The sequence below is a fragment of the Deltaproteobacteria bacterium PRO3 genome, from assembly GCA_030263375.1.
GTDB lineage: Bacteria > UBA10199 > UBA10199 > DSSB01 > DSSB01 > DSSB01.
In genome coordinates this window covers 15634-38972 of record SZOV01000020.1, presented here as the reverse complement: position 1 = coordinate 38972, position 23339 = coordinate 15634, and the positions used below count along the sequence as shown (strand labels likewise).

Below are 23339 nucleotides of genomic sequence, written 5' to 3'. Positions count from 1 at the left end.
GACGTCCGCATCGTCGCGGCGACCCATCGCGACCTCGCCGCCGCGGTGCGGGAGGGGCGCTTCCGCGAGGACCTCTTCTTCCGCCTCTTCGTGATGCCGATGTATCTGCCGCCGCTGCGCGACCGCCGGGAGGACCTGCCGCTGCTCTGCGAGCAGTTCCTGCGCGAGTTCTCGGCCGCCGCGCCCAAGCGGCTGGGAGCCGAGGCGCTAGACAAGCTCAAGCAGCACGATTTTCCCGGCAACATCCGCGAGCTGCGCAACGTCCTGCTGCGCGCCGTGATCCTGGCCAAGGGCGAGACCCTCAAGGCGGAGGACATCGCCTTTCCCCAGGAGTTTGGCGGAGGGCGCGGCGTCGCGCTGGAGACCCTCGAGGAGATGGAACGGCGCCTGGTCCTTAAAGCCCTGACGGCCGCCGCCTGGAACAAGGCCAAGGCGGCCGAGGCCTTGGGAGTGGCCAAGTCGACCCTCTTTGCCAAGATCAAGCTCTACGACCTGGAAGAGCCTAGGGAAGGATCCTGACCATCTCGATTTCGGTCGCACCGTCGTAATTTCGAACGGCGACGGCGGCCAATTCCCAATAATGGCCCTGTTGATAATCGGGAAAATCGAGCAGGAAACCGCAGGCCGCCCGCTGCAGGCGGCGGACCTTGTCGGGGGTGACGGCCTCGAGGGGATCGCCAAAATCGGGCCCGCTGCGGGCCTTGACCTCCACGAAGAGCACGGTATCTTCGCGGAGGGCCACGAGGTCGATCTCTCCGAAGGGGTTTCGGTAGCGCTCGGCCAGGATTTTATAGCCTTGCTTCCGCAGGAACTCTTTCGCTAGGGCTTCTCCGGCGAGTCCCTGCCGTTGATTCCAATGGGGGGGCTCGGTTTTCATGAGAAAAGGAACATTGCAGGGTCCATGCCAAGCCTGCTAATCTTGCGTCCCCTATGAATTTCGAGACCTGGTTTTCCGCTTCCCATCCCAAGATCCCCCTTCGCTCCGCCGAGGCGGTGTTGCGGCTCGTCGCCGAGGGCGGCACGGTGCCCTTCATCGCCCGTTATCGGAAAGAGCAGACAGGCAACCTCGACGAGGTCGCCATCCAAGAGGTGATCGACGCCGACGAGAAGTGGAAGGAGATTTTGGCCAAGCAGCAGCTCATCCTCGAGCAGGCCGAGAAGCAGCAGAAGCTCACCCCCGAGCTGCGCGACCAGGTGCTCGCGACCTTCGATCTGGCGCGCCTCGAGGACATCTACCTTCCCTACAAGCAGAAGCGAAAGACCAAGGCCACCCTCGCCAAGGAGGCCGGCCTCGAGCCCCTGGCCGACTGGATCTGGAACTGCGGCCACGGCACCGAACAGCCCCAGCCGGGGCAGACCCTCGAGCTCTGGGCCTTCACCTTCCGCAACGAGGAAAAGGGTTTTCCCGACGCCGCGGCCGCGATCGAGGGGGCGCAGGACATCCTGATCGAGCGGCTCTCCGAGATCGCCGAGCTGCGCCAGCTGGTGCGGACCACCGCCTTCGAAAAGGGCGGGCTGATCACCAAGAAGGGCCCCAAGCCCAAGCCGCACAGCAAGTACGAGAATTACTTCGATTACAGCGAGTCCGTCGCCTCGCTGCTCAAGCCCGAGAACTCCCACCGCTACCTGGCGATGCGCCGGGGTTGGATCGAGGAGGAGCTCTCGCTCAGCATCGGCGGCAAGCCCGAGCCCGACGGCGGCGACAGCGGCTTCGAGGCCGGACTACTGCAGGCCTTCGAGGCGGCGGCGCTCACGGTGCCGGATTCGCCCGGCGCCGAGGTCCTGCGCAAGGCGGCGCGCCTGGCCCTGAAGGCCCATGTCCAGCCCAGCATCGACAGCGAGGTCCACAAGGCCCTGAAGGCGGTGGCCGACGAGATCGCCATCAAGGTCTTCGCCGACAACGTCCGCAAGCTGCTGCTCTCCGCGCCCTTCGGACCCAAGGCCGTCTTGGGCGTCGATCCCGGCATCCGCACCGGCTGCAAGCTGGCCGTCGTCGACGATTCTGGGAAATTCCTTTCCCACACGGTGATCCACCACAACACGGACGAGGCCAAGGAAAACGCCAAGAAGACGCTGCTCGAGCTCTTCGGCACCGGCCTGATCCGCGCCGTGGCGGTGGGCAACGGGACCGGCGGCCGCGAGATCGAGATCTTCATCCGCAAGACGATGAAGGAAAACGGCGTGAGCGACATTCCCGTCGTGATGGTCAGCGAGGCGGGGGCCAGCGTCTACAGCGCCAGCGAGGTCGCGCGCGAGGAGTTTCCCGAGCTCGACGTCACGGTGCGCGGCGCCATCTCGATCGCGCGGCGCCTGCAGGACCCCCTGGCCGAGCTGGTCAAGATCGACCCCAAGAGCATCGGCGTCGGCCAGTACCAGCACGACGTCTCGCAAAACCGCCTGAAGAAGAGCCTCGAGCACGTCGTCGAGTCCTGCGTGAATCAGGTCGGCGTCAACCTGAACACCGCTTCGATGCACCTCTTGGCGCACGTGGCGGGGATCGGCCCGGGCCTGGCCCGGGCGGTGGTGGAGTATCGGGGGATCAAGGGGCTCTTCGAGTCCCGGCAAGAACTGCTCGAGGTCCCGCGTTTTTCGCAAAAGGCCTTCGAGCAGGCCGCGGGCTTCCTCCGCGTCCCCGAATCCGAGAATCCATTGGACAATACGGGCGTCCACCCCGAGCGCTACCCCTTGCTCGAGTCCCTGGCCCAGCGCCTGGGCAAATCGCTGCGCGACCTGATGGGCGACGGCGCCGAGGCGATCAAACAGGACGCGGTCTTCAAGGAAGAGGTCGGGGCCTTCACCTACGACGACATCTTGCGTGAGCTGGAAAAGCCCGGCCGCGACCCGCGCGAGACCTTCGTTCCCTTCAGCTATCGCGACGACATCCACGAGGTGAAGGACCTGAAGCCCGGCATGATCTGTCCGGGCATCGTGACCAACGTCACCAACTTCGGCGCCTTCGTCGACATCGGCGTCCATCAGGACGGCTTGGTCCACCTCTCGCAGCTGGCTCGGCGCTTCGTGAAGGACGCCTCGCAAGTCGTCAGTCCCGGCGATCGCGTTCACGTCAAGGTCCTCGAGGTCAACCTCGAGAAAAATCAGATCTCGCTTTCCATCAAGGAGACCCTCGAGGCCCCGGCCCCGCGCCAGCGCCGCGCGGAAGGCGAGGGGCGTCCCCCCCGCGGCGAAAAACGCGGCGGTGGGCGCAGGGATCAGGGCCCCCCGCGCGGGCCGAGGCCCTCCGCCCCGCGGCCCGTCTTCAACAACGCCTTCGCTTCCCTGGCCGCATTGCGCGACCAATTGAAGCCCAAGAAATAGGTCCTCGTCTGCGTTAATAAATTGACGAGTCTCCTCCAAAAATATCATTTTGATAGGTTCCGCCCTCCGCCGCCTCTGACTATCTTATTGGAATGTAACGGCAATACCCGATTTCCGGAACGGCACATTTCTTGCTAAATATATTGCTAATCTGAAAAGAAACGTTGGTGGGTACTCGTTCGCGCAAAGGGGGCAGGCGGGTATAGGGCAAGGTGATCCATAGGAGGTCTGGCGGTTCAATCCACCGAAAACCCATTCAATCGCTAAAATCGCATGGGCAAGGCGAAGGCCGTTGCGACGTTGAAGGCTCCCCGACGGGGAACGGTCTATATCAAGGTCGAAGGGACCCTGTTTAAGGGCGGGGCTTGGCAGCATGCCGCCTATTTGGCGACGAACGCCCAACGCTTTTCCGACCGAATCTTCAAACTCGCTCAAATCGGGCTCTCGATGCCGGTCTCCCTCATCCTTGGGCAGGGAGACCCCGATCTGGCCAACCGCTGGATATACGCGGGCTTGAAGGGCTTGAGCCGGGACCGCATCGAGGTGCTGACGGAAGAGTACCTGGAAAAGGTCCTCAAGGAAGGCCTGAGGCGGGACGCGGTCGATTTCTTCCTCAAGCTCCGAGCGGAAGGCCACCCGCTGGTGTTTCTCAGCGGTGCTTTGGATGGTTTCATCCGGCTTCTCCTGCAACGGCTCAAATTGGGCGAAGAGCTTCATTCCAACCGACTCGAATATAAAAACGACATCGCGACGGGCCGGCTTCTCGAACCGGTGATGGGGGGCTACGCCGGCTTGCAAGGCCTGCTCGCCTCCGCGGAGCGCTCTGGGACCGAGCTTGCCAAGGCCTACGCCTATGGATCCGAACACGGCGATTTCTTCCTATTGAGGGCGGTGGGCCATCCCTGCGCCGTCAACCCCGACCTGCGGCTGCTCCGCGTCGCCCGGGAGCTGAATTGGCCGATCCTGGAGTGGGACTGATGCCGAAACTTTCCATCCATCGCGCCTATCGCGGCAGACACATCCTCCTGACCGGGGCCTCCGGATTTCTGGGCAAGGTATGGCTTTCCTTGATGCTCGACCGCGTTCCGGAAATCGAAAAGATCTACGTGCTCGTCCGACGCAAGCGCGACTTGGGCGCCTGGGAGCGCTTCGAGGAGATCGTCGCGACTTCCTACGCCTTCGAGCCCTTGCACCGCAGGCATGGCGCGGGGTTGGGCGCCTATTTGGGAGCGCGGGTCGAGGTCGTGGAGGGGGATGTTTCGCTCCCGGATTTCGGGATCGAGGCCTCCGTCGCGGAGGAATTATTCCGAAAATTGGACTTGATCGTACACTGCGCGGGCTTGGTGGATTTCGAGCCGGACCTGCGGGAGGCTGTGGCCACGAATATCTCCGGCGCCATTCACGCAGTGGACTTCGCCAAGCGTTGCCGGCAAGCCGCCCTGGTCCACGTCTCGACCTGTTACGTGGTCGGCGATATCCGCGAAGGCCTCGCGCCGGAGACCTTGGCGGCCGACTACACGCCCAACGGCAGGCCCATGAACGCCGAGGCCGAATACGACGAGCTCTTGAGCTTCGTGAAGACCGCGAGCCTCAAGGACTCCGAGTGGGTCGAGGAGGCGCGACGGCGCGCCGCCGGCTACGGCTGGCCCAATGGATACACTTATTCGAAGAGCCTGGCCGAGAGCCTGATCCGGAAGCGCGCGGGAAAATTGAAATACAGCGTGGTCCGCCCCGCCGTCGTCGAGAGCTCGATGCAATACCCCTTTCCAGGCTGGAACGAGGGCGCCCAGACCTGCGCGCCGCTTTCCTACCTATTGGGGACCTGGCTGCGTTTTTTTCCGATCAACACCCGGCATGTCCTGGACGTGATCCCGGTCGACCACGTCTGCCAGGCGGTCACCGTGGCGGGCGCGGCCCTGATGGAGGGCTGTCCCTCGGAAGTGATCCAAGTCGGCAGCTCGCAACGGAATCCCCTGCGTCTGGACCGGATGCTCGAGCTGCTGAACCTCGCGCATCGCGCCCACTGGAGGCAATCCGCCTCGCCGCTGGAGAGGATCTTCCTCTCTCGTTGGGATTCGGTGGCCGTTTCCCAGGACAGCTCCCTGGGGCCGGAGAGCCTGCGCAAGGCGGCGACCGCGGTCTTCGAGGCGCTGCGCGGCCTCAAGGAACGCAGCCCCAAGGCCGTCCACGAATACCTGAACAAGGCCCTGAGTTCGGTGAACAAGGCGAAGTGGGCCTTGGTGAAGACCGAGAAGGTGGTCGAGGTCTTCGCGCCCTTCATTTACCGGACGGACTTCCGCTTCGTCACCGAGGCCTTGGCGAAATACCAAATCGAGGAAGAGGAGTTTGCGGCGAGGCCCGAAGACATCGATTGGCGCCATTACATCCTCAAGGTCCTCGAGCCCGGCCTGCGGCGCTGGTGCTATCCGGTCCTCGAGGGGAAACCGGTGGAGAAACTAAGCGTCCCGGAGGGATTTTGCATACCGCGGGAGGGCCGCGCCGGCCTTCGCATCGCGGGGAGGGGGCGCTGATGGCCGTATTACTGACAGGCGCGACGGGTTTTCTGGGCTCTTACTTGGCCGCGGAGTTGCTCAAGGGCCAGGACGGCCCCCTCTGCCTGCTGGTCCGCGCGCGGCGTCCGAAGGAGGCCGAGGGGCGGCTGTGGCGTTCCCTCCAGCTGCACTTCGATTATGACAGTTTCCAGCGGCTGTACCGGAGCCGAATGAAGGTCTACCTCGGCGATATCACCCAAAAGGATCTAGGTTTGAGCGCGGAGGCTCGCGAAGACCTGCGGAGCCGCGTCGATTCCGTAATCCATTGCGCGGCCTCGCTCAATCGTCGCTCCTACGAGATCTGCCTCAACGTCAACGTGAAGGGGACCCTGGAGGTCGTCAAGTTCGCCCAGGAACTGGCCCGGCACGGGGCCCTCCGGCGTTTCAGCAACGTCTCGACCGTCGCCGTCTCGGGGCACCGCCGCGGCGAGACGGTGAAAGAGGAGGGGGCGATCCGATGGAACGCGCCGGATCTCGACGCCTACGGCGCCACCAAAAAAATGGCCGAGCACCTGGCGCGCGAGCTGTTGCCGCAGGGCGCGGTTCTGACCTTCCGGCCCAGCGCCATCATCGGCGATTCGCGCTTCGCGGCGACCACCCAATTCGACATGGTGCGGGCCTTCGCCTGGTTGGCGAAGGCGCCGGCGCTGCCGCTGGACCCGGATTGGAGGATCGACATCGTGCCCGCCGATTTCACGGCACGGGCGATCGCCGAGCTCCATCGCCGCGAGCGGCCGAAGCACGATGTCTACCACCTCAGCTCCGGGACCGATTCGCTCAGCTACCGCGAGGTCGTCGCGGTCTTGGGCGGCGGCAGGAGACCCTTCTTGCCCAGGCTCCAGCGCCCCTTCACGAGGCTTTGCGACTGGCTGTCCGATCGCCGTCCCAATTGGCGTATCTCGCGCATGGCGATGCTGTTTAAATTCTTCATGCCGCACCTGGTGGAAGACGCCGTCTACGACAATGCCAGGTTGAAGGAGGAGTTGGGGGAGGGGCCGCCCAGCTTCGGGGCCTACGCCAAGGCCTTGATGGCCTATGCCGAGGAGCATCGCTTCAAATATCCCTATCGCCCACTCCCTGAACCGCCCGTTTTGGAGGCCGCCTCATGAACGCGCTGATTCAAAAAGCCATGCATCGCGCGAATCCCGATCGGATGCTGCAATCGGTCATGGGCGGCCTGATCGACGCCGCCGCCTTTCGCTTCAATCTCGGATTCGAGCGGGAGCGCTGGCGCCCGGGAGAGCCCTTAAAATTGCTGTTCGCGGGTTATGTCGGGGCGAGGAACACCGGCGCCGACGTGCGGGTCGAGGAGATGCTGCGGCAGATGAGGCTGATCCTCGGCGACGAGAACGCCGAGCTCAGCATCCTCAGCGTGGACTTGGCTCGAACGGCCGGATATTTTCGCGGCGTCCGCCAGATCCCCATGCCCCTGGTCTATCCCAAGTTCCTCTTCGAGGAGGTCCCTCGCCATCACGGCGTCGTGGCCTGCGAGGGAAGCATGTTCAAATCCAAGTTCTCTAATGCCCTCTCCACCTTTATGACGGGGGCCTTGGGTCTGGCCGCGAGCGAGCGCAAGCTCAGCGTCGGCTACGGCGCCGAGGCCGGCGCGATGGACGAGGACCTGCGGGAGCTGGTTCGAAAGTACTGCGCGGACTCCCTGATCGTCTGTCGCAACGAGCCCTCGCGCAGGGTCCTCGCGGGGCTGGATATCCGCACCGCCGAGGGGACCGACACCGCCTGGACCTTCCGAGCCGCGCCCCGTGCGCGGGCCGAGGCGATCCTGCGAAAGGCGGGATGGGACGGGAAACAAAAAATTCTGCTGGTTTGCCCAATCAACCCCTTCTGGTGGCCCATCGCGCCCAGCTACCTGAAGGCCGCGGCCCTGAAGTGGATGGGGGAGTATCGGGAAGAGCACTACCAGTCCTTCTATTTCCACGAATTCAACGAGGAGAACCGGAAAAAATACCGCGACTACCTGGCGGCCATCGCAGGCGCGGTCCGGAGTTTTGCCGCGCAACGCGGGCTCTTCGTGGCCTTGGTCGGCATGGAGAAGTTGGATCGCCGCGCCTGCGAGGACCTGGCGAAGCTCTTCGAGCGGGAACCCCCGGTCTTCGTCAGCGACGACTACGACATGTACGACTTGGTGAGCGTCCTGAGGCGGGCCGACCTGATGGTCAGCTCCCGTTACCATGCCATCGTCACCTCGATGCCCGCCTTGGTCCCTTCCGCGGGGATCACGATGGACGAGCGGATCACCAATATCATGGCGGAGCGCGGCCACGAGCGCCTGCTGCTCAAGGTCGACGAGCCCGACCTCGAGGGGAAGCTCCTCGATATCCTTGGAAGGCTCGAAAGCGAGTCCGGGGCCGTCGCGAAGGACATCGCCCGGGTGCTGCCGCGCCAACTGGATCTGATGGGCAAGATGGGGATGTCTTTCATCGACGAGGTGCTGCGGGTCTATCCGCAATTTCCGGCGCGTCGGGTCGCCCGGAAGCCGGAGAACTTTCTGCCGGAAATTCCCGCGGAGCTCCGCGAGGTTTTGGAAACGCATTCTTGAACGTCAAATGTAGAGGTGTGTCATGGATGAAACCACAAGCAAGCTGATCCTGTTGGTCGCGGATCGATTCCACGTCGATTCCAAGAAGCTCAAGCCTGAAGACGACTTTTTCGAGAAGTTGGGCATCAACAGCCTGCAAGCCCTGGATCTTCTGGGGGACCTGGAGGTGGCCTTCGACGTCACGATTCCGGATTACGTCCTCAAAGAAACGACCACCTTCCAGGATCTGGCGAAGGCGATCGAAGGATCGAAATGAGATTCCGTTTGTCCGCATATGAGGGGCTGGGCGAAGCGATTCGCGAGTCGGGCATTCCTCTCAAGTCCCGAACCTCCCTGGTCGAAGTCGACCGCGAGACCGAGATCGGACGCTGGACGCACCGGGATACCCACGGGGAGGCCGAGCGTTTCGGGGCCTTGCTGCAGTCGCACGGCATTCGGGCCGGAGATCGCGTCGCGATCCTCATGTCCAACCAAGCGAAGTGGGTCTTCTCCGGCTTGGGCATCCTTTGGGCAGGAGGGATCCTCGTCCCCCTGGACTACAAACTCAGCGCCCCGGAGCAGGCCGCTCTGCTCAGTCATAGCAAGCCAAAGGCCCTGGTGGTGGAGTGGGCCATTTGGGACAAGCTCCGAGAAATCCTTCCGACCCCTCTTCGACCGCCGGCGATTTTTGCCGTCGAGGCGCCGGAGGAGGCGGGATTGAGCAAGGCCCGTCGCTGGGAGGAGGCGCCGGCGCAGGCGCTGTGCTTCCGGTCCCGCCGCCGGGAGGACGTCGCGGCCATCGTTTATTCCTCGGGTACCGGGGGGCGGGCCAAAGGCTGCATGCTGACCCACGACAATTACCTGAGTCAGATCGAGCAGCTGGGAAATCTGGTCCAGCCGACCGAGGAGGATCGCTATCTCTCGATCATCCCGACAAACCACGCCATTGATTTCATGTGCGGTTTCCTCATCCCCTTGCTCTGCGGCTCATGGGTCGTGCACCAGCGCACCTTGCGCTCTCAATTCATCCTCTCCGCCATGAGGCGCTACGGCGTCACGCTCACCGCCCTGGTGCCTCTGCTGCTGAAGGCCTTTAAGCAGGGTATCGAGGAGGAATTGGAGCGGCAGCCCGAAGTGAAACGTACGATTTTCGAATTCAGCCGCAGGCTCTACGACACCGTGCCTTCCCCTCGCGTCTTGGAGGCCCTCAAGCGGACCGTCTTCAAGCCGGTCCACGACCGCTTCGGCGGGCGGCTGCGCCGGATCCTCGCGGGCGGCGCCTTCGTCGAAAAATCCCTCTGCGACTTTTTTTACGGACTCGGCATCCCGGTCTCCATCGGCTACGGCATGACGGAGGCCGGGACGGCCATCACCCTCAACGACCTCAAGCCCTACCGCGGCGACACCGTGGGGAGGCCCGTACCCGGCACCGAGGTGGAAATCCGATCCGTCGACGAACAGGGCGTGGGGGAGGTCTGGGTCCGGGGGCCGAGCGTCATGCTAGGCTACTTGGACGACCCGGAGCTCACCGAGGAAACCCTGGTGAAGGGTTGGCTGAGGACCGGCGACCTCGGTTCCATCGACGCCTCCGGCCATCTGCGGCTGTCCGGGCGCGCCAAGAACATGATCGTCACCGAGGGCGGGAAAAACGTCTATCCGGAAGACGTCGAGGCCCTGCTCGGCGAGGTGCCGGGCTGCGAGGAGTACTGCGTATTCGCGGCGAATTACCTTTGGCCCAAGCGCCGCCTGACCGGCGAGAGGTTGGCCGTCCTGTACCGGCCTGGGAAGGGTGCCGATATTCCCTCGGTCCTCGAGGAGTTTCGCGTCCGCAACCGGCGGCTCGCCGACTACAAGCGCCTGGGATACGCCTTGCCGTGGGATGAGGAGTTTCCCCGCACCGCCACGATGAAGGTGAAACGGCAGTTGTTGGCCGAAAAGGTCCGGGAGCGCCGGGTAACTGAGGAAGGTCTTCAAGAACTGTAAGGAAGAAGCATGACGGGTAAGTCGAATCTCTTTATGAAATTCTCCTCGCTGGGCGAGGCCCTGCGGGACGCCTGCGAACGCTTTGCGGGGCGCGTCGCCCTCATCGAGGCGGACCGCGAGGAAGAGAGGCAGCGTTGGACCTACCGGCAGGCGCGGGAGGAGGCCGAGCGCTTCGCCGCGAACCTCCAGGCCAAGAAATTCGCTCCGGAGGACCGCTGCGCCATCGTCATGTCCAATCAAGGCAAGTGGCTCCTTTCCGCCATGGGCGTATTCTGGGCCGGCGGGGTGCTCGTGCCCTTGGACTTCAAGCTGGGCCCGCAAGACTGGCTGCGATTGATCCGGCACAGCGAGCCGAAGGTCCTGGTCGTCGAATGGCAATTCTGGCGGCAGATTCTGGAGGCGGGAAGGCTTCCCCAAGATTTCCCCAAGACCTTCGTGACCGAGGCCCCCGCCGGCGCGGAATTGGGCGGCGCCTGGAGATGGGAGGAGGGAGCCGGGGAGAATTTCCAATATCGGGACCGCCGTCCGGAGGACGTCGCCGCGATCGTCTACTCCTCGGGGACCGGCGGGGCCATGAAGGGCTGCATGCTGACCCATGCGAACTACCTGAGCCAATTGGAGCAATTTCACCTCCGTACCGGCTTGGGGAGCGAGGACCGATATTTCTCCTTCCTTCCTACCAATCATGCCATCGATTTTGTCTTCGGGTTTCTCTACCCGCTGAACGTCGGCGCCCAAGTGGTCCATCAGCGGACGCTGAGGCCGCAATACCTGCTTCCCACCTTTAAAAAATACCGGATCACGGCCGCCTCGATGGTCCCCATGCTGCTGGCGATGCTCAAATCGAGGTTGGAGGAGAAGTTAACGGCCCTCCCCGCGTCGAAACGGCTTGCCCTGCGCGGATTGGTCGCGATCAACCGCGGCCTGACCAAAAGTCCGCGGCATTGGATTTCCAAGCGCCTGCTGGCGAAGATCCACGACGAGTTCGGCGGCTGCCTGCGCCTGATCATGACCGGCGGCGCCTTCGTCGAGCCCGGGCTCGCCCGGTTCTTCTACGATTTGGGCTTCTTCGTCGGGATCGGCTACGGCCTCACCGAGGCCGGGACTGCCGTCTCCGCCCCGACCTGGGGGAGGTATTCCAGCGACAACGTAGGAAGGGTGCTTCATTTGACGCGGGTTCGGATTGAAAATCCGGACGAGCGCGGGGTCGGCGAGATCTGGGTGAAGGGGCCCTCCGTAATGAAGGGCTATTGGAAAGATCCCGGGCTGACCGCCGAAACCCTCGTCGACGGCTGGCTACGGACGGGAGATCTCGGCATCCTCGAGGGCGGGGATACCTTGAAGATCGTCGGGCGCATCAAGAACATGATCGTCACCGAGGGCGGCAAGAACATCTACCCCGAGGACGTCGAGCGTCATTTCGCCGGGCTTCAGGAGTGCGAGGAGTTCTGCGTCTTTTCCAAGAGCTACCTGTGGCCGGATCAACCCTTGGGCCGCGACCAGCTCTTGATGGTGCTGCGACCCAAGGAGAGCGTCCAAAACGGTCGAGTCCCCGCCGCCCTCATGACATGGAACCGGGGCATCCCCCCATACCAGCGGGTATCGTCGTATCTGCTTTGGAGTGAGGAATTTCCGCGAACCGCGTCCTTGAAACTCAAGCGTCAGAACCTCGCCGATTCCATCCGGAGCCGGTGCAAGGTCCAGGACGTGAAGGAGCTCAGGCCATGAGAAAATTCACCATGCTTTTGATGATCGCCTGGAGGAACATCTTCCGGAACAAGCGCCGGGCCCTCCTTACCCTTTCCATCCTCGTCCTAGGCTGCTCCGGGCTGGTCGTGGTCGGCGGATTTTTCCAAAATATGATCGAGGGCTTCGGAGAGGTGTTTATCCATAGTCAGACCGGCCATATCCAGATCAACGCCAAAGGCTATCACCTTCACGGGACCCGCGCGCCGCTGGATTTCCTGATCGAGGACGACAAGCCGATCCGTGAGATTTTAAGCGCCAACCCCCGGGTCTCCTATGCGGTGCCGCGCTTGAAGCTCCAGGGCATGGCCAGTACCGGCGAGACCGGCATCGCGGTCTTGGCCCTGGGCGTCGATCCCATTCTGGAGAAGCGCATGGGGCAGTTTCAGACCTCGCATCGCAACGTGGCCTCCACGAACATCGTCGAGGGCAGCGATCTCGATGCGTCGGATCCCTACGGCGTGGTCGTCGGGAGGGGGCTGTTGCAGTCTCTGGGGCTCAAGGTCGGCGACGCCCTCAATTTCTTGACCGCCCGGAAGGCCGGCGCCTTGGACGGCGCGGAACTGCGGGTCCGCGGGGTCTTCGAGACCTTCATCAAGGACTTTGACGACCGTTCCATGAAGATGAATTTGAAGACCGCTCAGGATATTCTGGGCCTGCCCAATCAAATCCACAGTCTCTTGGTCATTCTCGAGGATACCGCCGATACCGAGACGGCCAAAGCGGAGCTGGAGGGGGCGCTGAAGGGCAGGGGAGTGGCCGCGGAGCTGTATACCTGGGTGGAGCAAGGACAGTATTACCGGCAGAGCAAGGATCTGCTCCGGCAGATATACATGACCATCCAGCTGATCATGTGCACCATCTTCTTCTTCAGCGTCGCGAACACCACCAACATGATACTCTCCGAACGGATGCGGGAATTCGGCACGATGATGGCCATGGGTAACAGCCGAGGCGTCATCTTCGGGATGATCTTTTTGGAGACCTCGATCCTGGGTCTCCTGGGTTCCTGCCTCGGCCTCTTGTTCGCGACCGGGGTCGGTTACCTCTTGTCCGCCGTTGGGATCCCCATGCAGCCACCGCAGGCCTCGGGGGTCTATATCTGCACCATCTCGTTGAGCCCGGAGATTTATCTGCAGACCTTCGCCATCTCGATGGGGTCGACCCTGCTGTCTTCCTTGATCCCCGGCTATCGCGCGGCGCATTTCAAGATCATCCACGCCTTGGGCTACGTCTGAACGCGGCGCCCGCTCGATTGCCCACTTTCTACCCAATCGCTTAAATCCGCGCCGGGACGGCGTTTCCGGGCGCCTGCTAAGAGCCTGATTTTCCGAGAGATGATCTCTGGCATGAATATTGGATTGTATATTTCGCGAGGGATCCCGATTCGAGGAGCGGGTCCTTCGTCGAGGGAGGCGTGCCGTGTGGAATTTTAAACCTGGGGTATGCCTTGTCTCCGCCCGTATCGCAACGTCGTCCTTTCATCCCATTGCTTCCCGCGGGGCTGCTTTTGCCGGAAAGCCTGCCCCGGGTCCCGAGTCCCGGTATTGAGTCCCGCCGCCTCGTCGCCGCATGGCTCGACACCCAAGTCCCCGGCTTAGACTTGCAACGAAAACTGCACGAGAGATCGCTCTCCGCGGCGGTCGAGGATCTCCCCGCCAGTCTGCGCGATCGCATGAGCCGAAGACTGGGGAGTGGGACGGTGCGGGAATTCCTCTCCCTCGGCGCGGAGGCGGACCTCGACTTGTTTCTCGAAGGTTTTTTCGCCGCAGCCCGGCGTCTGGAGCGCGAGGGAAGAATTCAAGAATCTGCGGCGGCCTACGCGCTGCTGGACTCGACGGCGGGGGATCGCCCCCAGGGCCGCCGCGCCAGGGCGCGGCTCGACGCGATGTCCGGTCGAGGCGGCTTCGGCGATCGCGCCGAGTTCCTGTTGGGCACGCAGGGCCTCGATTACGCCGCGGGGGGCGTCAGTCATGCGGGCGCGGTCTTGGGCCTGGCGACGATCTTTTGTTCTTATCTGCGCCCCTTGCGGCCTTTGGCCGCGGGCGGCGTGCGAGTCCTTTCCCATCCCGGAGTGGCCGGCACCCTGCTGGCCTCCGGAGGCTACCTGCTGATCCGCCAGGCGCCGGAGGCCTGGGCTGCCGGCGGGCGTTTGCTGTTCGGAAACGAGGACGGACGGGCCCATTCGACCTTCGAGGACGTCTTGACCGTCTCGGGCTTCGCGATCGGGGCCTTGGGGATTGGAGTCGGTGCGGCCAGTTTCGGCATGGGCGCCAGGACCTTCGTGAGCGGTCGGGAAGCGGCCCTGGCCCAAGGCTTCGGGCGCAGCGAGGCGAGCGCGGTCGCTGCGATGCGGGCCGATGCCGTGCGGCGCGCGGTGAACGACCCCGAGATTTGGATTCAATTCGCCCGCTCGCAGCCGGGACTGAGCGCCTGGCAGCGCGGCCTGCTGAGCCACGGTGGGCTGTGGACTTCCCGCGCCTTGCTCTACGGATCCGCGGCGGTCGGACTGGGGCGCTTCGGTTTGGGGATGGAGCGATATTTCGCGGGAACCCGGGGCGGCGAGACGAGCCCACCTCCCGGTTTTGCCTCGCTTCTCTTGGGTCTGGCTTTGGACGTCTCGCCCGCCGTGACGGTGCACTTGTACCGCGCCGGACGCGGCCATCGGGATTTTAATTTGGGACCGGCACTCAGTCAGGAGTTGACGGAGCGGCACTACCAAGATCCTTCTCTTCGCCAAATCGTCCTGGAGCGCTTGCGTCGCAGCGTCCCTCCCTTGTCACCGGCGGCGGAGCGGGCCTTCATCCGTCAGGCCAACGTGGACCTCCTTCAAGTCGAGCGCCTGCTGCGCCGGGCGCAAAAGCTGAGCCCGCTTTCCTTTTCGCAGGGGCGCGGCGAGATCCACGAGGTCTTCGGCGCCGCCGGCGCCGTCCTGCCGGAACCGCCCCCGCCCGTTCATTTCTCCGCAGGGGCGCGGTGGGTCACGGCGGAGCAACGATCCGCGTTGGCCGGCTACGACTTGGCCGGGATCCGTTCGGCTTATGCGGAAGGGAAATTGTCTCCCGTCGGCGCCCTGCGTGCCTTGGTCGAGCACCCGGCCGCGCGGGACGGGGCGATCTTCCCTCGCCCCCTCGATCGCGGACCGCTGAGCGACAGGCTGTTCCGATTGGCGGAGGAGAGCCAGCGCCGTTTCGAGCAGGGCCGGGCGCGTCCTTTGGAGGGCGTTTTGGTCGCGGTGAAGGATCTGTTTCCCGGCGCCGACGGGCGGATGCAGCTGGGCAGCAAGACGGCGAGGGTGGCGGGCGTCGAGGCGAGCCCGGTGGTCGCGGCCTTACTCGAGCTGGGCGCGATTCCCGTCCCGGTTGGGATGGTGGCGGCGGCCAGCGGAGGCTCGGGGCAGCATGCGGGTTTCGGCTACGTGCCGCACCCGCGGCGGCCGGGTTTGGATCCGGCGGGTTCCTCCTCGGCGACCGCCCATGTGGTGGGCCGAGACGACCTGCCGATCACGGTGGGCATCGGCACCGACACTGGGGGATCGATCTCGGCGCCGGCGGGAGCGGTGGGGGTCTTCGGCTTCGTGCCGCCTGCCGGCGTGATCTCGACCCGGAACATGGTTCCCTTCGCGACCTTCCTCGACCGGGTGGGGGTCATGGCTCGCGCGCCGCGCGATGCGATGACCCTGGCGCGTTATCTCTCGCGGGTCGCGGGCGAGGACCCGCATCAGCGGCTGCAAAATCCCGGCGCGCTCTATCAAGCCGCACCGACGCGTCCCGCCCTCGTCTACTTGGAGAGCTTGGTCGCCCAGGCCTCGCCCGAGGCCCGCGTCCATTTTCTGCAAAACATCGAGGCCCATCGCCGGCAGGGCTTCGAGGTTCGATCTCTGGGAGCGGAGTGGGATTTCTTGGCCGAGGCGCCCTTGCTTTTGTATCCCTTCGACGCCTACGTCGCGGGGGCCTTCACGCATACCAATCCCCTCCAGCGCCAGCGCTTCGATCCGCCACGTCGGGTCTTGGACGAAAATCTCGCCGTCCGCCTGCCGAAGGGAGGCCTTTCCTTGAGTTTGGGATTTTTCGACCAGGCGCGGGGGCTCTCGCAGCGCTATCTCGAGTTGGTGCGGGGCAAGTTGGGGCAGGGGGTGGTGCTGGTCTCGCCCGCCGCAGAGGCCATTCCGACCGCCGAGCTCGCCGCGGGCCGGGCAGGTCCGCGCTTGGACGGCCACGACCGGATCACGATGGCGAAGAATCGCATCCCCGAATGGGGGCAGATGACCCTTCCAGCCGGGGGCCGGCCGGAAGTGGGAGTTTCCTACGCGGGGACCTTGCCGGATTTGATACACTTCACCGGCGAGGTGCGCAGCCTGACCTGGCGCCTGCGGGACATGACGCGTCCAGCGCGCAGTCTGCCGGTGCTGCCTTGGCCGCGTCCGACTGCGCCGGCCGAGGAGCTGCCGGCGCCGCCGCGCGCGGCTAGAACGGCCTCGCTCCGGAGCGCGTCGCCTTGAGCCGCCCTCGTCGTCAAGAGGCCTCGATGCCGACCCGGTACCTCTCGAGGCCTTGCCGGTTCAGGCTGTCTTGGAGGGTCAGGCGAATAAATTGCTTTTCGGAATATCCCAACTTTTTGGCATATTGAGCCGCTAAGGCCGCGCTGACGAGCTTCCGGCCGTTTTCGATGTCGGAAAGATGCGACTTGGAGATTCCCAGTAGCTTTCCGAATTCCTCAAGTCCCATTTCTTCGCCCTTGCGAATCGAGGCGAGGAAGCGTCCCAAGGTGAGCGGGCCGCCGGTGTATTTTTCCAACACCTTTCCGGCTTGGCTTTTTTTCCTAGTAGTCATGCTTGCCGACCTCTTGGATTTGAATGCACTCGATTTGCCCGTCGAACTTCGTTTCATAAATCGCCCGATAGGAGCGGCTCAGCCGGATCGACCTCTGTCCCCATCTTTTTCCTTGCAAGGGTTCATCATGAAAACCCGGGATTTTTCTGGTTTCCGCGATGCCGTCGATTTGGACTGACTCGATCCAGGCGGCCAGCTTGACCGCGATGTGTCTCGGGACCCTCGACAAATCCTTCTCGGCCCCCTTGGTCACGAATACCCGGGTCTCCGACATAGATATCCTTACACTTAATAAGTGTACTAGTAAACAATGAGTTCACCGTTAGAACGGCTTCGCTCCAGAGCGCGTCGCCTTGAGGACCGCCTCGATTCCGGTGGCTGCTACCGAGGCGAGGGTGCCGACGCCGGGGATCATCGGCAGGAAGGTCTTCCAGTCCCGGACGGTGTCGAGCACGCCCTTGCCGAGGTTCTTGAAGAATTTGTCGACGCGAAATCCCTGGAAGAGGAACTTCACCGAGCCCAAGACCCGCGAGGCGAGCGGGCCCACGCCGGGCAGGAAGCGCAAGACCGCGCCGAGGCCGCCGAGGACCTTGAAAAATCCCGCGCCGATCTTTTTGAAAAATCCGCCCAGCTTGCTCCAAAAGCCCGGGTACAGCGAGCGGTAGAAGCCGCCGCTTTCCGCCAGGCATTTTTTCTCCGGATCCAGTTGCGCGTGAAGGGCCTGAAGCTTGTTGTGGACGGCCTGGACCTGAGGGCTGTTTTTTCCGTGCAGGGCCTCGGCCTGCTTCAGCTCAGCCTTGAGCTGCGCCTCCTTCGCCTTTTGGAAGGCGGCGAGGGATTTTTCGGCCTCTTTATAGATACGCCCGAGGCGTTGGGTGAAGAGCCCCTTCATTTCGCCCTTGGAGAGCCCCAAGGCCTTGCGCAGGGCCTCGACCTTCTGCTTCTTTTCCTTGGCGCTTAGGCCTCGGTCTTCTTGGATGGCCTCGAGTTGCTTCGTAACCCTTTGCAGATCGATGGGCGCTTGGCCCTTGGCCTGGCGCTTTTGGTTGACCTCGACCAAGCGGGACAGCGTCTGGGGGTCGGGATGGGCGAGGGAGCGGGCGATTTGGTTTCGGACCTGGGCGATCACCCCCCGGGCCTCCTTCGGGATGGAACCCGAGGTCGATTGGTATTGCGAGGCGCCGGGAACGGGTGAGGTCTGGCTTGGCGGGGTCGCCTGCGCCGCGGTGGCCCCGAAGGTGATGGAGCGGAAAAAGCCGCCAATAGTATTTAGGATCATAGGAATTCCTCCTTGCCGGAGGTTTTTTCAATTCCTCTGCCATCGGGTCTGCGCCATCTAATAAAACAAAAAAGTATTTATAAAATAAATAGATAACTAAAATAGTTCATTTATTAATTTTAATTGGCTCTTGCCGAATTTCGGTCGGCGCGACCCCCGTACCGGTCGAAAATCAAACGCCTCGCCCCCTTGACAAGCGCGCCAAAGCACAAGAGATTAGCGTCCCTTTTAAAATAAGTAAGGATGTCGCGGTTAAGGGCGAAGCTTGCCCTCCCGCCGCGCATCCACCGGGCCTAAGCCATTGGCCCTATGAGGTGTCGCGATGTTCGGTAGCAAGGACAAGGTTCAGGAACTGGCCCAAAAGGTCGAGCAGCTCACGCAGCAACTGGAAGAGCAACAGCGCCGGCACGAGCACCAGCTCAAGGTGCTGCGCCAGCAGGTCGCCGCCATGCTGGCCGGCCTGGCCCCCACGGCGCAGAGCGTCCTGTCGGGACTTCCCTACAGCGAGATCCCGAAGGAGCAGGTCCCCGATTTCATCCGCTCGGTGCCCAATCTCTTGATCCTCGACGTGCGCGGCGACGAGGGCTGGAGCAACGGCCACATCCCCGAGGCCAAGCACATCCCGGCAAACCAGCTTTTGATGCGCGTGGGCGAGCTGGCCGACAAGACTCGGCCCGTCCTAACCGTCTGCGCGAACGGCAACACCGGCGTGACGGCGGCGCAGCTTTTGGCCAAGGAGGGCTTTCTGCACGTCTTCAACGCCCTGGGCGGGATGGCGGGTTACAAGGGTCCCCTGGTCAAGCCGGAGGTGAAGGCCCTGGACGCCGGCGAGGTGCAGGGCGTCGACCGCGAGCTGATCGCCAAGGTCCTCGAGGTCTTGGATCGCGACGTTCGGCCGGGCCTGAAGCGCGACGGCGGCGACATCCAGGTCTTGGCGGTGGAAGAGGGCGTGGTGAAGGTGAAGATGGCCGGCGCCTGTTTCGGCTGCGGCGCGCAGAAGCGCACCGTCGAGGACGGCATCAAGAACCACCTGATGCGCCTGATCCCCGAGATCAAGGGCGTGGAAGACCATACGCTGAATATCCCCGCCTAAGTGGCGGGCGCGATTCCTATAGCAACGTTAGGACTGGCCCAGCGATAAGGGCCCGAGGGCTCGGGTGCCGGGGCGGCGCTTGAGTTCTTATTTTTCTCAGCTTTTCCCCGAACAATTCACGGTTGTCTTGAGTCGCCGGCGGCTTTGCGCGCCTGCCGCGGCTCCGTGCCGAGGTTTCGGTTGGGGATTTCTCGTAATTCCATTTTTATTTCGTCGGCCACCCGCGGGTCTTTTGCGAGGTCGGAATCGGGGGCGAGCCCGGAAGAGCAGGGCGGCTTTTCCGCGCGGGAATTCGTGCGCCGTCTTTTGGAAAGCGGCCTTGCGGAGCGGTGGAGCGAGGGCGAGCGGCGGGAGTTGGCGGCCTTGGCCGGGGAGGGTGACCCAAATTTATTTTTCGAGGACTTGCTTCGGTTGGGAAAAAGGCTGGAGGCGGACGGTAGGGATGGCGCGGCGGTCGATGTTTATGCTGCGGTTGTAGGGGCCGTTCCCCCCGTAAAGGGGGGCAAGCGCGAACGGCCCCTACGGATCCTCGCGCAAGAGCGGCTCCACGCGATCCAAGGTCTCGGCGCCTTCGCCCCGCGCTTCGAATTCCTTCTCAAAAATTTCACCCGCGACGCCGCCGACCCGCGGGCGATCCTTCCCATGCTGGCCGGGACCACCGTCTACGGCCTGGTGCGCGCCGCCGCGCTGGGGCGCTTGGCGGGAACCGCGCGTGCCGCTTGGTACAGCCGAGGGGCCGGCGCCCGGATCTTGGCCGCCGGCGCGGCATACGCGGCGGAGGTCCCCGTATTCGCGCTCTCCGGTCGGGCCCTGCGCGGTCTCGGCGATGCTCCCCGCGCCGAAGCGTCCGGCTTGGGCCATGATCTGGCCGGCGCCGCCCTGACCTTGGGGGCGCTCAAGGCCTTCGGCCGGGCGGGGACTACGGCCTTTCGCAAATTGCACGGCATCGACCGTTACGGTGTGGCCTCACGCGCCGTGGGCCTGCTGGGGGCCGGCCGCGTTGCGACCTCGCAGTCCGCGATGTTCCTCGGCCTCTTGGGCGCCCACCGTTTGGAAGAAGCCCTCGGTCTGCGTCCCGCCCGCGACGGGGCGACGACGCTCACCGACACGCTGGCCTCCATGCTCAGCTTGGGCGTGGGGGCGCATCTGGGGCATCGGCTGTTGGGGCGGCGCTTCGCGGCCTTTCAGCGGGAGCTGGGGTTGCGGGTTCAGGCGCAAGACATGCCCCGCCTGAATCCGCCCGACGCGAATTTCGGCAACTTTGCCGCCTCTATAGGGGCCGTTCGCGCTTGTCCCCCTTTACGGGGGGAACGGCCCCTACGGGGTTGGCAAGGTGAGGCGCGGTCGGGCCCAGCGGGACGATCGCCAGGTTCGCCCCAACATTCCTATTCCCTCGGCAGCGGCTCGGGCCGCCCCTCGCGAGCCCCCGGCGTTCGCGGCGAAGTCGAAAGGCTCCTCGACCATCCGCGTCTCGACATCGCCTGGACGATTTTAAAGCGCTGGGGTGAATTCGAGTCCCGGCTGCGAGCGGAGGATATTTCCTACCTCGCCGCCAAGCTGGAAAAACGCCTCGACGCGAAGGGTGAATTGCCGCCCTTGCTCGCTGCCCTCATGATGCGGCACCTGCTGCCCCAACTTCCGGAGGGCGAGGCCTTGCCCATCCTGCGCAAGCTGGAGAGCAAGCTGGCCGACCCTGAGGAGCGAGTCGTCGAGGCCGCGCTCGAAAGCCTCGCGGCCTACGCCCCGCGAGCCTCCGCGGCCTATGCCGAGGGGCTTCTGCCCGCCTTGCGGCGCGTCGCCGAGGCGGATCATGATTGGCTGCCGGCCAAGGCCTTTCAGGCCCTGGGCGCCTTCACCGAAGCCTTGCCCCCGGAGCGACGCCTAGCTCACGTCCTCGCCTTGGAGTCGCGGATGTCCGAGTTGGAGCTTTCCCCCGTCGCGGTCCTGCCGCGGGCCCTGTCATTTCTGTCGCCGGGGGAGCGAGTTGCCGTGGCGCGGGTCGTCGAACGACGGCTCTTCGAAGAGGAAGCGGGCGGGTCCGGGGAGCGCCGCGAGACCCTCGGCCAGATCTTTCCGCTACTGCCGGTCGTCGACGGCGGCGCCATGCTCGCCAGGCTGCAGACCCTGGCGGAGGCCCCCAAGGGCCCCTACCAAATTCCGGCCTTGGAAATCTTGGGCGAGTGGAGCGGGAATTTCTCGGCCCGGGAGCGCGCGGAGTTATTGCCTTGGGCGGCCCGCTTTCTCGACGACAGTCGCCTGACCCTGCGCATGACTGCCCTGCAGACCCTTTGGAAACTGGCGATGGCGAGCCCGGTCTCCGAACGCCTGGCCGCCGCGGCGCCCATGGAGAAGGCGCTGGGCGACGGCTCCGCCGAGGCGCGCGAGGCCGCCGTCGCCGCTTGGGGCCTCTTGGCGGCGGGGCTGCCTCCGGAACAGCGCTTGGCGGTTGCCGAGCGGCTGCTGGCGCGCCACTCGGACCCCGCCGCCGCGGTGCGGGATCAGGTCTGGAAGCAGCTCTCCGAGATGGCGGAGGCCTTGGAGGCGAGGCCGGCGGCGGAGCTGCTGAGACTTGCCTTGAGTCAGGTCGCCCTTGCGGAGGTCCCGATTCGATTTTTGCAAAGCGTGGAGAAGCGGATCCCCAAGGAGGCCTTGGCGGCCTCCACCGAGTCAGCCGAGGGCCGGGACTTTTTCCGCTACGCGACCTACCTCGGGGCGGGGCTGCCCTTGGAGCCGATTTTATGGAAGGCCTACCTGCGCGCGGCCAAGCCGGAGGCCTTTCTCGCGAAGGCCGGAGCGGATTTGAGCGCCTTTCGCCGGGGCGGGAGCCCGAAACCGGGGCATGAGCGGCAGCTGCTCTTGGCCTACGCCGCCTTGGAGGTGTGGGAGGGGCTGGGCTTCGAGGATTTTCGCCGGGGGATTCGCGGCAAGGCGCCGCCGCCTCCCTTCTTGACCCAGGCCTTTCGCGCCGAGCTTCGGACGCAGGTCTCTCTGCACGGGCGGGTCGACAAGGGAAAGATTGCCCAGGCCTTGGCCCCGCTGGAGAAGCCGGCGGAGCTCGAGGCCTTTCGCAAGGACCTGGACGCGCTCATTCAGGCGCGTCATTCCGAACTGCGCGCTGTGCGCCAGGAGGTGAAGGCGGCCTTCCCGAAAGGCTGGGAGAAGCTGCGCCTCCCCGCGATGTCGGCCGCCGCCGAGGGGCTGCTGCCGAAGTTGTGGCCGCATCGCGAGCTGCCGGCGGTCCGGGAGCTGATCCTCCGCTTCGGTCTTTTCCTGGCCTGGCGTCGCCTCGAGGGCTCGCCTCTCGCGGCGCGCATTTCCGCCTTGCGGGGTCGAGACTTAAGCTCGAAGGCCCTGGGCGAGGGCTTGAAGGCCTTGGAGGAGTTCTACCGGGACTCGGTGGCGGAGACCTTCGGTGCCTTGGGCCTAAAGGCCGAGGAGATCCCCGCGCTTCGCAGGCAACGCCAGCTGTTGGCGGCGGAGCTCGGCCGCCTGCGCCGCGAGGAAGGCGCGCCGGTCGAAGTGGAGTTCCTGCCTTCCAAGACGGAAGCGGACCGATTTTTCGCCTTCGTCTCGGAGGATTGCAATACCGATCGACAAAGGGCGATCTTTAGGCCGGACTTTCAGCTGCTACGGATGGTCTCCGACGGGCGCCTCCGGGGCCTGGTCTATGTGCAAAAGGCGGCCTTGGACGGGAAGGAAGTCCTGATCTTGGGCCTGCAGCCGCGGGCCTCCTGGGCGATCGACCACCGCGACCTTTTGCGGGCGGTCGAGCGCGAGTTCTCCCGGGTCGCCGAGGCGAAGGGCTACGACGCGGTGCTGCTGATGGCCGACGAGAACCAGCAGTCCAACCGCGCCGACATGTTGGAGGCGATCCGCGAGCGCGCCTATCCCCGTAAAAGTTTCCGGCAAAAGGTCTCCGGCGCCGTCTTCGAGGGGAGGGAGTTCCAGCTCCTTTGGGAGCGGGGCGGAAGGCGATCGGCCGCGGCGGGTAAAAAATGACGGA

The 23339-nt window shown here is 64.3% G+C and carries 17 protein-coding genes; 13 read left to right on the top strand and 4 right to left on the bottom strand.

Annotation, left to right across the window (positions count from 1 at the left end):
• Nucleotides 1–519: sigma-54-dependent Fis family transcriptional regulator (locus FBR05_05325; protein ID MDL1871605.1), on the top strand; the 519-nt coding region annotated here is incomplete at its 5' end.
• Here FBR05_05325 and FBR05_05320 read toward each other — a convergent pair.
• Entirely contained in the window at nt 503–877 is a 375-nt protein-coding gene (locus FBR05_05320) for a YraN family protein (GenBank protein MDL1871604.1), read from the bottom strand. The two genes, FBR05_05325 and FBR05_05320, sit on opposite strands and share 17 nt — an antisense overlap.
• A 53-nt stretch (nt 878–930) precedes the next feature.
• Here FBR05_05320 and FBR05_05315 point away from each other — a divergent pair, with 53 nt between their 5' ends.
• From FBR05_05315 to FBR05_05270, 10 genes are all read left to right on the top strand, one after another.
• A complete protein-coding gene (locus tag FBR05_05315; GenBank protein MDL1871603.1) occupies nt 931–3315 on the top strand; it encodes an RNA-binding transcriptional accessory protein in 2385 nt (794 codons plus the stop codon).
• Nucleotides 3316–3588: 273 nt separating this feature from the next.
• A complete protein-coding gene (locus tag FBR05_05310; GenBank protein MDL1871602.1) occupies nt 3589–4293 on the top strand; it encodes a hypothetical protein in 705 nt (234 codons plus the stop codon).
• Nucleotides 4293–5846 (top strand): NAD-dependent epimerase/dehydratase family protein, encoded by a 1554-nt coding sequence (locus tag FBR05_05305; GenBank protein ID MDL1871601.1) that lies wholly within the window; start codon nt 4293–4295, stop codon nt 5844–5846. Before FBR05_05310 ends, FBR05_05305 begins: the two co-directional genes overlap by 1 nt.
• Nucleotides 5846–6976: an NAD-dependent epimerase/dehydratase family protein gene (locus FBR05_05300; protein ID MDL1871600.1), complete on the top strand. Its 1131-nt coding sequence runs from the start codon at nt 5846–5848 to the stop codon at nt 6974–6976. The genes FBR05_05305 and FBR05_05300 overlap by 1 nt, the downstream gene beginning before the upstream one ends.
• A complete protein-coding gene (locus FBR05_05295; GenBank protein MDL1871599.1) occupies nt 6973–8424 on the top strand; it encodes a hypothetical protein in 1452 nt (483 codons plus the stop codon). Before FBR05_05300 ends, FBR05_05295 begins: the two co-directional genes overlap by 4 nt.
• A gap of 22 nt (nt 8425–8446) precedes the next feature.
• Nucleotides 8447–8680, top strand: coding sequence for an acyl carrier protein (locus FBR05_05290; protein ID MDL1871598.1), 234 nt, complete (start codon nt 8447–8449; stop codon nt 8678–8680).
• Nucleotides 8677–10386 (top strand): hypothetical protein, encoded by a 1710-nt coding sequence (locus FBR05_05285; protein ID MDL1871597.1) that lies wholly within the window; start codon nt 8677–8679, stop codon nt 10384–10386. The genes FBR05_05290 and FBR05_05285 overlap by 4 nt, the downstream gene beginning before the upstream one ends.
• 9 nt (nt 10387–10395) lie before the next feature.
• On the top strand, nt 10396–12114 hold the full coding sequence (locus tag FBR05_05280; GenBank protein MDL1871596.1) for a hypothetical protein: 1719 nt from the start codon (nt 10396–10398) through the stop codon (nt 12112–12114).
• Nucleotides 12111–13370 carry an ABC transporter permease gene (locus tag FBR05_05275; GenBank protein ID MDL1871595.1) on the top strand — a complete coding sequence of 420 codons (1260 nt, stop codon included), beginning with the start codon at nt 12111–12113 and terminating at the stop codon, nt 13368–13370. Before FBR05_05280 ends, FBR05_05275 begins: the two co-directional genes overlap by 4 nt.
• Before the next feature lie 272 nt (nt 13371–13642).
• A complete protein-coding gene (locus tag FBR05_05270) occupies nt 13643–16633 on the top strand; it encodes a hypothetical protein (protein ID MDL1871594.1) in 2991 nt (996 codons plus the stop codon).
• 13 nt (nt 16634–16646) lie between these two features.
• Here the strand turns inward: FBR05_05270 and FBR05_05265 are convergent, their stop codons facing one another.
• Genes FBR05_05265 through FBR05_05255 form a run of 3 tightly spaced genes read right to left on the bottom strand, consistent with a single transcriptional unit; the run spans nt 16647 to nt 18243 of the window.
• The gene (locus tag FBR05_05265; protein MDL1871593.1) at nt 16647–16964 is read right to left on the bottom strand and encodes a helix-turn-helix domain-containing protein; all 318 of its coding nucleotides are present in this window, start codon (nt 16962–16964) and stop codon (nt 16647–16649) included.
• Nucleotides 16954–17238 (bottom strand): hypothetical protein, encoded by a 285-nt coding sequence (locus FBR05_05260; protein ID MDL1871592.1) that lies wholly within the window; start codon nt 17236–17238, stop codon nt 16954–16956. Before FBR05_05260 ends, FBR05_05265 begins: the two co-directional genes overlap by 11 nt.
• Nucleotides 17239–17286: 48 nt before the next feature.
• Nucleotides 17287–18243 (bottom strand): hypothetical protein, encoded by a 957-nt coding sequence (locus tag FBR05_05255; GenBank protein MDL1871591.1) that lies wholly within the window; start codon nt 18241–18243, stop codon nt 17287–17289.
• A gap of 772 nt (nt 18244–19015) precedes the next feature.
• Between FBR05_05255 and FBR05_05250 the strand changes: the two genes are divergently transcribed.
• Both FBR05_05250 and FBR05_05245 read left to right on the top strand, forming a co-directional pair.
• Nucleotides 19016–19336 carry a NifU family protein gene (locus FBR05_05250; protein ID MDL1871590.1) on the top strand — a complete coding sequence of 107 codons (321 nt, stop codon included), beginning with the start codon at nt 19016–19018 and terminating at the stop codon, nt 19334–19336.
• 294 nt (nt 19337–19630) lie between these two features.
• Complete coding sequence (locus tag FBR05_05245; GenBank protein ID MDL1871589.1) at nt 19631–23335, top strand: hypothetical protein; 3705 nt, start codon at nt 19631–19633, stop codon at nt 23333–23335.
• Nucleotides 23336–23339 lie beyond the last annotated feature (4 nt).

What these genes read in the sequence shown, in the direction of transcription:
- FBR05_05315 (MDL1871603.1), top strand. Translation starts at nt 931, where the DNA reads ATGAATTTCGAGACCTGGTTTTCCGCTTCCCATCCCAAGATCCCCCTT.
- FBR05_05290 (MDL1871598.1), top strand. Translation starts at nt 8,447, where the DNA reads ATGGATGAAACCACAAGCAAGCTGATCCTGTTGGTCGCGGATCGATTC.
- FBR05_05265 (MDL1871593.1), bottom strand. Translation starts at nt 16,964, where the DNA reads ATGACTACTAGGAAAAAAAGCCAAGCCGGAAAGGTGTTGGAAAAATAC.
- FBR05_05320 (MDL1871604.1), bottom strand. Translation starts at nt 877, where the DNA reads ATGAAAACCGAGCCCCCCCATTGGAATCAACGGCAGGGACTCGCCGGA.
- FBR05_05285 (MDL1871597.1), top strand. Translation starts at nt 8,677, where the DNA reads ATGAGATTCCGTTTGTCCGCATATGAGGGGCTGGGCGAAGCGATTCGC.
- FBR05_05310 (MDL1871602.1), top strand. Translation starts at nt 3,589, where the DNA reads ATGGGCAAGGCGAAGGCCGTTGCGACGTTGAAGGCTCCCCGACGGGGA.
- FBR05_05305 (MDL1871601.1), top strand. Translation starts at nt 4,293, where the DNA reads ATGCCGAAACTTTCCATCCATCGCGCCTATCGCGGCAGACACATCCTC.
- FBR05_05295 (MDL1871599.1), top strand. Translation starts at nt 6,973, where the DNA reads ATGAACGCGCTGATTCAAAAAGCCATGCATCGCGCGAATCCCGATCGG.
- FBR05_05250 (MDL1871590.1), top strand. Translation starts at nt 19,016, where the DNA reads ATGGCGGGTTACAAGGGTCCCCTGGTCAAGCCGGAGGTGAAGGCCCTG.
- FBR05_05260 (MDL1871592.1), bottom strand. Translation starts at nt 17,238, where the DNA reads ATGTCGGAGACCCGGGTATTCGTGACCAAGGGGGCCGAGAAGGATTTG.
- FBR05_05300 (MDL1871600.1), top strand. Translation starts at nt 5,846, where the DNA reads ATGGCCGTATTACTGACAGGCGCGACGGGTTTTCTGGGCTCTTACTTG.
- FBR05_05255 (MDL1871591.1), bottom strand. Translation starts at nt 18,243, where the DNA reads ATGATCCTAAATACTATTGGCGGCTTTTTCCGCTCCATCACCTTCGGG.
- FBR05_05275 (MDL1871595.1), top strand. Translation starts at nt 12,111, where the DNA reads ATGAGAAAATTCACCATGCTTTTGATGATCGCCTGGAGGAACATCTTC.
- FBR05_05280 (MDL1871596.1), top strand. Translation starts at nt 10,396, where the DNA reads ATGACGGGTAAGTCGAATCTCTTTATGAAATTCTCCTCGCTGGGCGAG.